This is a genomic window from Streptomyces reniochalinae (assembly GCF_003323735.1).
GTDB classification, from domain to species: Bacteria; Actinomycetota; Actinomycetes; order Streptomycetales; family Streptomycetaceae; genus Streptomyces; species Streptomyces reniochalinae.
This window is the reverse complement of the sequence record NZ_QOIM01000041.1, coordinates 231664-242685: the sequence shown is the minus strand read 5'-3', so window position 1 is coordinate 242685 and position 11022 is coordinate 231664. Positions and strand designations below refer to the sequence as shown.

Sequence of the window (11022 nt, the reverse complement as noted above, 5' to 3'; positions counted from 1 at the left end):
TCTCTCACCATGCCCCTGTCACGTTCCCGTTCGGAGTCGCCGGCGAAGCCCCTCCGATACCGCCTCCAACACCTCACGTTCCAGCGGCTCGTGACCGGCGCTCATCCGCGCCGGAGCACGCACGGCGACGGCACCGCTGTCCAGCAGATCGCCGAGCACGGCCTTCGTCACCACCACGGCCAACCGCAGCTGCGCGGCGAGCTCGGCCACCGAGCGGGCCGCCCGCGCACAGCCGGAGCAGCCGCCGGTGCTCCGGACCGCAGTACCGCAGCGGCCTGACCCCCGTCGCCCGCACGAGCGTGGTCAGCTCGAACCCGGAGACCGGCCTGGTAAGTCCGCTGCTCGCCGTGTACGGCCGCCCCGCCGCCTCGTCGAACTGCGGAGCGCTACCCCCCGACGACGGTGCCTCGCTGCCCAGCGGCGACACCCGGACGTCGGCGTTTCCCCGTCCGACAGCGGCGCCCCGGGAGGTGGCGGTGTCGGCAACGGGTTGAGCGGCCGCGCGGGAGGACGCGGCGGCGGGGGTGGGGACAGGGTGCGCACGAGGTCCGCTCACGCGGGCCCTGGCTGCCGCGCCGGGGTCGAGAGCAAGGAGCGCACCCGTTTCACGAGCATCGCCATCTCGTACCCCAGCACCGCCGCGTCCGCCTCCCGCCGTGCCAGCACCGCCAGGCAGGCCCCCTGCCCTGCCCGCGTCACACAGAGCAACGACCGGTCGAGTTCGGCCACCACCTGCCGCACCCCGTCCCCGCCCGCCATGCGCACCCCCAGACTGCGGGAGAGCGAGTACAGCCCCGAGGAGAGCGCCGCCATGTGATCGGCCGTGTCGGGCTCCAGACCGTGCGCCGCCTTCACCAGCCCGTCGGCCGACAGCAGCAGCGCGCTGCTCGCGTGCGGCACCCGCTGCACCAGCCCGGCCAACAGCCAGGACAGGTCGGTGTTCTGGGCCCCGGGGGTGGTGCCGGAGCCCTGGGAGGCATGGGAAGCCCGGGTTTCACTCGCCATGGTCGCGCTCTTCTCCTGGGTGGGGCGGCGGGGGGCCGCCGACCGGATGGTCGATGCCGTGCGCGAGGGTGCTGCCCCGGCGGAAAGCAGCCATGAGACCCGGATCGTGCCCGCCCTCGTCGCGCGCGCTCCCGACCGGCGGCAGAGGTTCGCGCAGCTCCGGTGCCAGATGCGTCTGCCGGCGCCGCCGGGGCAACGGAGGCCGGTCGACCAGCGGTTCGCCCCCCACCGCGCCCCGCCCCTGCGGCGAGGCTGCGCCCCGTCCCCCCGCCGGAGCGGCTTTCGGTCCCTGCGCCGGAGCGGCTTCCCGTCCTTGTGCCGCACCCGCGTCCCGCCCCTGCGCCGGAGCGACGTCCTGCCCCCATGCCGTGGGTGCCGCCTGTCCCTGCCGCTGCTGCTCCTGCCCCTGTCCCCGCGTCGAGGCCGCGGCCTGTCCTGGCCCGGAGGAGGTGCCCGGTACGTGGCGGCCGCGGCCCTCGGCCCTCCGCGCCCTCGCGGCAGGTCCCGGAGGGCCGGGCGCACGCCGGTCGCGATCGCGTGCCCCGCCCTCGGGGCTGCCCGTGGACTCCGTCTGCCCCGACGCGCCCAGCGGAGCCGGGGTGGCGGGACCGCGCTGCCCGCCCCGCGCCCGTGCGCGTGGCCGGGGATCCGCCGGAGAGACCGCGCTCGCGTCGGCGTCGCCCGCCGCCCGCTCCTCCCCCACGGTGCGGGTCTGCTCAGGGGGGAGCGCAGGGTGGTGAGCGCCGCTCCTCGGCTCGGAGCCGACTTCCGCAAAACCGGTGGCCGCGGCCGCGCCGCCCGGCGGGGCGGCCGGTCCGGCGCCGGCGCCGCCGGACCGTCCGCCGTTCGGCAGCGCCGCCTTGCCGTGTCCTGCCGGCTCGCCCAGCAGGCTCCGGGGCAGAACGGCCACGCCCTGCACCCCGCCGTAGATGTTGTTCTGGAGCTGGACGACGACGCCGTGGCGGTGGGCGAGGGCCGCCACGACGTACAGCCCGATGCGGCCGTCGCGCACCAGTGCCGGTACGTCGATACCTTCCGGGTCGGCGAGCACGGCGTTGAGCTGGTCCTGCTCCTCGGGGTTCATGCCGAGCCCCCGGTCCTCGACCTCGACGGCGAGCCCCGCGGTCACCGGTTCCGTGCGGACGAGGACACGGGTCTCCGGTGCGGAGAACACGGTGGCGTTCTCGATGAGTTCGGCCAGCAGGTGGACGACGTCCGCGACGGCGTGCCCGCGCACGGCGCCCTCGATCGGTGGGACCAACTGCACCCTTGTGTAATGCTCCACCTCCGCGACGGAGGAGCGCAGCACCTCGGAGAGGGAGACGGGACGGGTCCACTGGCGGTGGGCGACGGCGCCGCCGAGGACGGCCAGGTTCTCGGAGTGGCGCCGGATGCGGGTGGCGAGGTGGTCGACGTGGAAGACGCCCTTCAGCAGGTCGGGGTCCTCCACCTCGTGTTCGAGGTCGTCGATGAACCGGATCTCGCGGTGGACGAGGGACTGGAGCCTGCGGGCGAGGTTGACGAACACCTCCATCTTCTCCTCGCCTTCCCCGCGCGCCCTGCCCATGAGGGCGACCGCCTCCGCGACGGCGGCCTCGGCGCCGCACTGGGCGAGCGCGGCCTGGTGGACGAGCAGGTCGAGTCCGTCGCCGACCGGCTCGCCCTGCGGGGCGCGGGTGCGGGGCACGGGGCGTTCGCCGTGCCGCAACGCCCAGAGCATGGACTTGAGTTCGGCCTGGCCGCGGGCGGTGGCTCGGCGCAGCGCGGCGCAGCGCTCGGCGGTTCCCCGCGCCTCGGCCGCGGCGAGGTAGGCGGCGGCGCCCGGCACGACGCAGCAGATGAGTGCCCCGGCGGCCAGCACTCCCCAGACCGGGGCGCCGAGGGGCGCGGAGCCGCGGCCGCGCAGGACGCAGACGACGACGGCGGCGCCGGTGAGGGCGACGAGTCCGGCGGGCAGGACGGCGAGTCGTACCAGCCGCCGGCGTACGGCGGCGTCTCCCACGTTCTCTCGTGTGTTCTCTCGGGCACGGGGCTTGCCGTGGCGGCGGCGCGCGGCGCCGTGCCTGCCGCTGTTTCCGGAGGCGGACGCGGACGCGGAGGGTGAGGCGACCAGAGAAGCGGAAGTGGAGGTTCCTATTCCTGCGGATGCCTGCACCGCGTTGCTCGGAGGTTCGACCATGGGGTCCTCGGGAAGTTGAGGTGTCAAGACGGTGTGAGGGAGGTGACGACGCCATGGTCACGCTAGCCCGCACCCACGGCCCCGGCTGACACGAACGGGGTATTCGCCAGGGTCCGCCACCTCCCAAAGAGTGAACCCACCCGGCTTTCGCTTGACAGGGCCGCGCAGTGCCTCACCCTCAGGGCCGGGCACGACCGGCGGCGGGACCCGCACCGTGACTCGGCAGGCCCGCACGACGGCGGCCTCGGCAGGCCCGCACGACCGTGGCCTCAGTAGGCCCGCACGGTGACGTTGACTCGTCCGCGCAGCCCCAACGCGGGCGGCGCCGAGCCGGGTTCGGTGCGGGGCACCCCGTGGTAGGCCAGGCGCGCGGGCCCGCCGAAGACGAAGGCGTCTCCGCTGTGCAGCCGTACGTCCCGCCACGGCCGGCCCCGCCCCTCAGCGTTCCCGAAGCGGAAGACGCAGGCGTCGCCGAGGCTGAAGGAGACGACGGGCGCGTCGGAGCGCTCGTCGCTGTCCCGGTGCATGCCCATCCTCGCGTCAGCACCGTAGAAGTTGACGAGCGCGATGTCGTACGCGGCGGCGCGTGCTCCCGCTCCGAAAGGGCCGTCGCCGGCCGCCGCGGCCGCGTCGTCCACCGCGCGCTGCGCCCACTCCCCCAGCCACGCGGGGAAGGTCTTCACCCGCTCACCGCCGCCGTCCACGACGGTGTCCGCGTAACCGTAGGGGTACCAGTGCCTCCCCAGGCTCAGCTGGCGCACCGACATCTCGCCGCCGCCGGGCATGCGCACCGTCCGCAGCCCGGCGGGCGGCAGTGCCCAGCGCCGGCAGGCCGCCAGCAGCTCTTCCTGTGCCCCTGCGTCCAGCCACCCCGGCAGGTGCACGGCGCCCGGCGCCACCTGGGCAGGTGGACGCGGAAACAGCTCCTCACTCACGGTGCGAGCGTACGGGGACACCCGCGGTGCGCGCGTACGGGGCGCCGGCGCGAGAGCCCGCCGGCCGGCCTGTCGCGGGGGTCACGCCCGCCGGAACTGATCGCCTCAGGCATCCATGTCGTATGGTCGAACGGACGGTCGTCTTACACGCTAGGGAGCGCACTCGTGACGCAGGAGTCCGCCGAGAAGGTGCTGGCCGGAGTACGGAACTTCCGGGACGTCGGAGGGCTGCCCACGGTGGACGGGCGGCGGGTACGGCGCGGGGTGCTCTTCCGCAGCGGACATCTGGCCCACGCGACGCCGGAGGACGCCGCCTTCCTCGGCGGTCTGGCCCTGCACACGGTCTTCGACTTCCGCAACGACGCCGACCGCAAGCTCGACGGCCCCGACGTGGCGCTGCCGGGTGTGCGCAACGTCAACATTCCGCTCTCCGACCCCGCCGACGGCGCGGAGTTCTGGAAGATGGTGCGCGACGGCGAACTCGACCAGCTCCAGACCATCCTCGGCGACGGGCTGGGCGCCGAGCGGATGACGACCTCGTACCGCACCATGATCACCTCCCGGACGGCCGAGCACAGCCGGATCCTGCACGCGCTCGCCGAGGACAGCGTGCCCGCGCTGATGCACTGCGCCGCGGGCAAGGACCGCGCGGGGCTGTCGGTGGCGATCACGCTGCTGGCACTCGGCGTCGACCGCGGCGCGATCGAGGCCGACTACCTGCTGTCCAACGACCCGCACCGGCGGTACAAGGTGCACCGCAGCGCCAAGTCGAAGGCCGGGATGTCGGCGGAGGTGCTGGCGCTGCTGGCGCCCCTGTTCGACGCCCGCGCCGCGTACCTGCACGCGGCCTTCACCACCATCGACGAGACCTGGGGCGACGTGGAGACCTACCTGGCCAAGGGGCTCGGTCTCACCGACCGGACCCGCACCCGCCTCAGGTCCAGGATGCTGGAGTCCTGAGCCCCGGCGTCGGCCCCCAGGGCCCCGCAGACACCCGCGCGCCGAGCCGCTTGGCCGGCCGGCGCAGCTGGTTCGCCCCGCCCGCCAGGCGGAAGGCGTCGCGAGAGGGAACCCGGTGGGAATCCGGGACTGCCCCGCAGCGGTGAGTGGGAACCAGAGCCGTCATACGCACTGGATGGAACGGTCCGGGAAGCGACGGCCGGTAGGTGCCCGCCGGGAGTCCGGCAGGCGTGCCCGCGAGTCCGGAGACCTGCCCGCTGCCCGCACGCACCCGCGTGCGGTTCTCCCGAGACCTCGAGGGCGGGTCGGAGACGGCCTTGGGGAACATCGGTACAGCCGTTAGCGCTAAGCACTTGATCTTGGGCGGCTATCACAGGGGATCCGCTGGTGTGCGGGTGTTCGGGGGAAGATCGTCGGCAGTGTGTGGGGCGTCGGTACCGTCCGTCGGGTGCCGGTGGAATTTTAACTGATGAGCAGGCTGAGGCATACGGGAAGTTCGCCGAGGAGCCGACGAGACCCGAGCTGGAGCGCTTCTTCTTCCTCGATGACGAGGACCGGAAGCTGATCGCGAAGCGCCGTGGTGACCACAGCCGTCTCGGCTTCGCCTTGCAGATATGCACGGTCCGGTACATCGGGCTGTTCCTGGAGGACCCCCTCGCGGTGCCGTGGCCGGTGATCGAGCATGTGGGCGAGCAGCTGGGGCACCGAGGACGTCTCGTGCATCAAGCGGTACACCGAGCGGCAGATGACCGCGTACGAGCATGCGTGGGAGATCCGGGACACCTACGGCTACCACCCGTACGACGATCCCGAGTGGTCCCGGAAGTTCCGCACGTTCCTGCACGGGCGGGCGTGGACGCACGCTGAGGGGCCGGTGACGCTGTTCAACCAGGCGGTGGGCTGGCTGCGCCGGAACCGGGTGCTGCTGCCGGGCGTGAGCGTGCTGGCCCGGCAGGTGTCCGAGGTCCGCACGGTCGCGGAGAAGCGGCTGCACGCCACCGTCGCCAGGGCCGCGGCCCGCGCGGACCGGGAGCTGCCCGAGCATCTGATGGCCACGCTGGTGACGCCGGAGGGGAAGCGGCACTCGGAGCTGGAGCGGCGCCGGCCGCCGACGCGCACGACGGGCACGGCGTTCGCCCGCGCGCTGGAGCGGGTGGAAGAGATCGGCGCGTTCGGCCGGGCCGGGTGAGGCTGAACAAGATCCCACCGAACCGGCTGGCGGCGCTGGCCCGCTACGGGCTCGGCTCGAAGGCGGCCGGGCTGGAGCGGGCGGCGGAGCCGGAGCACACGGCGATGCTGACTGCGGTGATGCGGCACCTGCAGGCCAAGGCGATCGACGAGGCCCTGGACCTGTTCCAGGTGCTGATGGCGACGCGGTTGATCAGCACGGCGAAGCGGGCCACGGACAAGGAACGGCTGTCCACGCTGCCGCAGCTGGACAAGGCGTCCCGCACGCTGGCGCGGGCGGCGAAGGTGCTGTTCGAGGAGCTGGAGCTGGTCGAGACCCACGGCGCAGACGTGGACACGGCGGCGCTGTGGGCGGCGATGGAGGAGGTCGCCCCCAGGGCGGTGGTGATGAGCGCGGCGGCGCTGGTGGTCTTGCTGGTGCCGGAGGACGAGGACTCCGCCGAGGTTGCCATGCGGGCCGCGCTGGCGAACCGGTACGCGACGGTGCGGCCGTTCCCGGCCCTGCTGGGCGAGACGTCCGCGCTGGGGGCGGCGCGCGGGCATCGGGCAGATGGTGGTGCCGGGTACGCCGCGCGACTCGCTGCACATCCTGGACGCGCTGCTGAACCTGGACGGCGGGGTGAAGCCGGAGATGGTGGCGACCGACAACGCCTCCTACTCGGACATGGTGTTCGGCCTGTTCAAGATCCTCGGCTACAACTTCAGCCCGCGGTTCCGCGACCTGGACGACCAGCGGTTCTGGCGGGCCACCATGCCTGGCGTGGAGACGGGCACGTACGGGCCGCTGGAGGACATCGCCCGCAACCGGGTCAACCTGAACAAGGCGATCACGCACTGGCCGGATATGCTGCGGGTGGCCGGCTCCCTGGTCACCAACCAGGTCCGTGCCTACGACCTGCTGCGGATGTTCGGCCGCGACGGACGCCCCACTCCGCTGGGGCAGGCGTTCGCCGAGTACGGGCGGATCGCCAAGACCCTGCACCTGCCGGCCGTGGTCGACCCGGTCGACGACACCTACCGCAGGCAGATGAACCGGCAGCTCACCGTGCAGGAGTCCCGCCACAAGCTCGCCCGGGACGTGTGCCACGGCAAGCGCGGCACCATCCACCAGGCGTACCGGGACGGGATGGAGGACCAGCTCGGCGCGCTCGGCCTGGTCCTCAACGCCATCGTGCTGTGGACCACGAAGTACATCGACGCCGCTGTGGCGCAGCTCCGCGCCGAGGGTCACGAGATTCACGACGAGGACGTCGCCCGGCTCTCTCCGCTGAAACACAAAAACCTCAATGTGCTGGGCCGCTACGGCTTCAACGCCTCCGTTCCGGCCGGCGGCACCTTGCGCCCGCTGCGCGACCCGGAGGCCCCTGAGCTGGACGACGACGAAGAGGATGGAGCTGAGCCGTGACGGCCCTGCGGCATCGGGGTGTCAGGTAAGGCCCGCGTCGCGGGCGAGGAGTGCGGCCTGTACGCGGTTGGTGACCTCCAGGGCGGTCAGGATGCGGCTGACGTGGGCTTTGACGGTGCTCTCACGCATACCCAGGGCGGTGGCGATCTCGGCATTGGTGTCCCCTTGCGCGAGCAGGCCCAACACGTCCTGCTCGCGGGGAGTGAGCTGATCAATCCGTTCGCGGGCGGCGGCGGCCTGGGGCCGGCCGGAGTGGTGGTAGCGGTCGATGAGGCGACGGGCGGCGGTGGGGTGGAGCATGGCGGAGCCGGTGGCGACGAGGTGGACGGCGCGCAGAATCTCGGCGGGGTCGGTGTCCTTGAGGAGGAAGCCGTCGGCGCCGGCGGCCAGGGCGTTGTAGACGTATTCGTCGAGGTCGAAGGTGGTCAGGGTGATGACCTTCGGAGGATGGGGCAGGGCGCGCAGGCGGGCGGCGGCGGTGATGCCGTCCATGCGGGGCATGCGGACGTCGACCAGGGCGACGTCGATACGGCGTGCGGTGGCCAGCTCGATGGCGTGCAGACCGTCGGACGCCTGAGCGACGACGTCGATGGTGTCGTCGCCGTCGAGGAGGTCGGCCAGGCCGAGGCGGACCAGGGCGTCGTCGTCGACGATCATGGCGCGGATCATGTGCGGGAGCCGTTCTGCTCAAGGTCTGCGGGGTGGGGGATGCGGGCGGCGAGCCGCCAGGAGCCGGCGCCGTGCGGTCCGGCGTTCAGGTCCCCGCCCAGGGCATGGACGCGCTCGGCGAGGCCCACCAGCCCGAAACCGGACGGTGTGGTGTGCTCGGCCGGCTGGCCGGAGGTGTTGACGATCTCCACGACCGTGGCGGGCGGTCCGTAGTCCAAGCGGATGCGCACTAGTGCGCCGGCGGCGTGCTTGCGGGCGTTGGTCAGCCCCTCCTGGACGAGACGGTAGAGCGCCAGTCGGTGCGCGGCCGGCGCCTGCTCTGGCCGCCCCTCGATGTTCAGATCGACCTGCTGGCCCGCTTGGCGTGCCTGCTCGGCAAGCTCGCGCACGTCCCGCAGGGCCGGAGCGGGCGCCGCATCACCGCTCGTGGGCCCGGGCTCGTGCAGGGCCCCCAGGACGTCGCGAAGGTCGGCCAGGGCCTCGGTGGAGGCGGTGCGCAGCAGCGTGAGCCGTTGAATGACCGCATCGGGCAAGGTGTCGGCGCGAGTGGTCAGGACTCCGGTGTGCAGGGCGATGAGGCTGAGGCGGTGGGCGAGCACGTCGTGCATCTCGGCGGCGATGCGGGAGCGCTCCGCGGCCCGTGCCGCCTGTTCACGCAGTTCCCGTTCGATCCGTAGGTGCTCGACCTGGCTGTTCAGTGCTCGGACCAGGCGGCGGCGGTTGCCCATCCACAGCCCGCCGACCACGGCCAGGAGGAGGAAGAGACTGGCGCCGTACTGCTGGGGCCGCCACAGGGAGACTGAGGCCGGCAGCACGGTGCTGGCGGCCAGTACGATGCCGCAGCATGCGGCGGCCACCGCGGTGCGGCGGCGGGCGGCCAGGTCGAACAGGGCGATGAGCAGCAGCGGCAGCATCAGCCACCCCCACAGCGCGGTCGCCACGGTGGCTAGCAGGGGGGCGGCGTACCAGGGAAGCCGGCGCACCACCAGAGCCGCCCCGCACAGCACCGCCGCCACGGTGCGGACCGTCAGGTACTGGCCTCCGACGGTCGCGGCACCATTCTGGACGGCAGCGGCCGTCAGCAGCAGCACCAGAACGTACCGCCCATACACGGCCCACCAGGGGCTCTCATTCCCGCTCACCCCGAAGAGCCTAGAGCGCGGTCAGAACGCCTCCTTCCGACGATCTTCCCTCCCGGGCCCCGACTTTCGTAGGGGGTACACCATCGCACAACGGCGGATCTACCGGTGAGGCGTCGTTTCTAGCGTCGAATCCATGGACAACTGGAGCACTTCGCACGACCGTGTCCTCGCACAGCGCCATGCCGAGGGCTGGATGTTCCTGCTGGAGGCCGCCCGCGACATCCGCACTACCGGCGCCATCGCCCCCAGCGGCCGGGCCCTGGCCCGTGCGCTGACCGACCCGGTGCGCACTCAGGCGGGGCGGCCGCTGAACATCCTGGAGGCCGGCGCGGGCAGCGGAGCCATCACCCGCACCCTGATCCCCCGGTTGTCGCCCGGCAGCCGCCTGGATATCGCCGAGGCCAACCCTCGCTTCGCCGACCGGCTGCACCACCTCGCCCGTACCCACCCGCACCTGGCCGGCCACGGCCAGCAGGTCCACATCCACACCCGACGCGTGGAAGGTCTAGACATCACCCGACGCTACAACGTGATCGTCTCCGGCCTGCCCTTCGCCAACTTCACCCCCGATCAGGTCGACACGATCATGGACCGGTACCTGAACCTCCTGCACCCCGGTGGGACCCTGACCTACTTCGCCTACCTCGGCACCCGCCGCGCCCGCACCCTGCTCGCCTCCCGGCCCCAGGCCCACCGCCACAGGGCCGTGGAAGAAGTACTGGCCGACTACCAGCGCCGCTACGCCACCGGCTGCTGGACGGTCTGGGCCAACCTTCCTCCCGCCAGGGTCTGGCAGCTCACGCGCCCCGCACCCACCCTTTCCAGCCCGGCTCCCGCCGAAGCCGGAGCACATCGGTGAACACGCTGACCACCGCCCTCGGCCATGTACCTCCGGCCGGCGCGTACGCGATCGTGGCGCTGGCAGTCCTGGCCGAGTCGGTCCTTCTCGTCGGCGCCTTCATCCCTACCCTCACCCTGCTGCTCACCGCCGGCGCGCTGGCCCGCGCCGGACAGCTCAGCCTTCCACTGCTGGTCGCGACCGCCACACTCGCGGTGGTTGTGGGCGACTTCCTCGCCCACCGCACCGGGCACGTGCTCGGCACCCGCCTGCGCACCGGCCGCCTCAGCCGCCGCCTGCCCGCCGCCGCATGGCAGCGAGCCGAAACGCTGATGGCCCGCCGCGGCGGACAGGCCGTCTTCTGGGCCCGCTTCCTGCCAGTGATCCGCACCCTCACCCCCCACCTCGCCGGTGCCACCCGCCTGCCCTACCGGCGCATCGCCCCCTACAGCCTCGCCGCCGCCCCACTGTGGGCCATACTCGAAGCCGGCACCGGATACGCGGCCACCGCATCCCTCCAGCACGCCCTCACCCTCGGTGGCCCAGCCCTCGCCGCGACCGCAGCCGTTGTCGGCGCAGTCGCGCTGATCTGGACCAAGATCCGCCATCGAGCACCTGCCATCCGAGCCCTCGGACCTGACACCGGTTCTGCGGGCCCGACCAGTGCGCCCGCGCACTCTCATAAATGACCATCTGTGAGA

At 72.7% G+C, this 11022-nt stretch carries 8 protein-coding genes, 2 pseudogenes and 1 riboswitch; of the genes and pseudogenes, 4 read left to right on the top strand and 6 right to left on the bottom strand.

All coding sequences use genetic code 11. The annotated features are described in order from the left end of the window. Positions 1–18 precede the first annotated feature (18 nt). The 4 genes and pseudogenes from DQ392_RS24905 to DQ392_RS24890 form a co-directional block, all read right to left on the bottom strand. A pseudogene (locus DQ392_RS24905) lies at positions 19–427 on the bottom strand (DUF742 domain-containing protein). 125 nt (positions 428–552) lie between these two features. Further along, positions 553–1005: a roadblock/LC7 domain-containing protein gene (locus DQ392_RS24900; RefSeq protein ID WP_114017933.1), complete on the bottom strand. Its 453-nt coding sequence runs from the start codon at positions 1003–1005 to the stop codon at positions 553–555. Continuing rightward, positions 995–3007 (bottom strand): sensor histidine kinase, encoded by a 2013-nt coding sequence (locus DQ392_RS24895; RefSeq protein ID WP_181856575.1) that lies wholly within the window; start codon positions 3005–3007, stop codon positions 995–997. Before DQ392_RS24895 ends, DQ392_RS24900 begins: the two co-directional genes overlap by 11 nt. A gap of 446 nt (positions 3008–3453) precedes the next feature. Further along, positions 3454–4119 (bottom strand): alpha-ketoglutarate-dependent dioxygenase AlkB family protein, encoded by a 666-nt coding sequence (locus DQ392_RS24890; protein ID WP_114017931.1) that lies wholly within the window; start codon positions 4117–4119, stop codon positions 3454–3456. 165 nt (positions 4120–4284) lie between these two features. On the opposite strand from DQ392_RS24890, the gene DQ392_RS24885 reads away from it, so the two are divergent. Together DQ392_RS24885 and DQ392_RS24880 are read left to right on the top strand one after the other, a co-directional pair. Beyond that, positions 4285–5079, top strand: coding sequence for a tyrosine-protein phosphatase (locus DQ392_RS24885; RefSeq protein ID WP_114017930.1), 795 nt, complete (start codon positions 4285–4287; stop codon positions 5077–5079). A gap of 105 nt (positions 5080–5184) precedes the next feature. Next, positions 5185–5331: riboswitch (cobalamin riboswitch) on the top strand. A gap of 196 nt (positions 5332–5527) precedes the next feature. Continuing rightward, a pseudogene (locus tag DQ392_RS24880) lies at positions 5528–7672 on the top strand (Tn3 family transposase). Between the two features lie 21 nt (positions 7673–7693). Here the strand turns inward: DQ392_RS24880 and DQ392_RS24875 are convergent. Together DQ392_RS24875 and DQ392_RS24870 are read right to left on the bottom strand one after the other, a co-directional pair. Then, a complete protein-coding gene (locus DQ392_RS24875) occupies positions 7694–8341 on the bottom strand; it encodes a response regulator (RefSeq protein ID WP_114017929.1) in 648 nt (215 codons plus the stop codon). Beyond that, positions 8338–9483, bottom strand: coding sequence for a sensor histidine kinase (locus tag DQ392_RS24870; protein ID WP_245981911.1), 1146 nt, complete (start codon positions 9481–9483; stop codon positions 8338–8340). The genes DQ392_RS24875 and DQ392_RS24870 overlap by 4 nt, the downstream gene beginning before the upstream one ends. A 133-nt stretch (positions 9484–9616) precedes the next feature. On the opposite strand from DQ392_RS24870, the gene DQ392_RS24865 reads away from it, so the two are divergent. Together DQ392_RS24865 and DQ392_RS24860 are read left to right on the top strand one after the other, a co-directional pair. Further along, complete coding sequence (locus DQ392_RS24865) at positions 9617–10342, top strand: class I SAM-dependent methyltransferase (protein WP_114017928.1); 726 nt, start codon at positions 9617–9619, stop codon at positions 10340–10342. After that, on the top strand, positions 10339–11010 hold the full coding sequence (locus tag DQ392_RS24860) for a DedA family protein (RefSeq protein WP_114017927.1): 672 nt from the start codon (positions 10339–10341) through the stop codon (positions 11008–11010). Before DQ392_RS24865 ends, DQ392_RS24860 begins: the two co-directional genes overlap by 4 nt. The last annotated feature ends 12 nt before the right edge of the window (positions 11011–11022 follow it).

Coding starts and splice junctions, on each gene's coding strand:
- DQ392_RS24900 (WP_114017933.1), bottom strand. CDS start 1,005: ATGGCGAGTGAAACCCGGGCTTCCCATGCCTCCCAGGGCTCCGGCACC.
- DQ392_RS24865 (WP_114017928.1), top strand. CDS start 9,617: ATGGACAACTGGAGCACTTCGCACGACCGTGTCCTCGCACAGCGCCAT.
- DQ392_RS24875 (WP_114017929.1), bottom strand. CDS start 8,341: ATGATCCGCGCCATGATCGTCGACGACGACGCCCTGGTCCGCCTCGGC.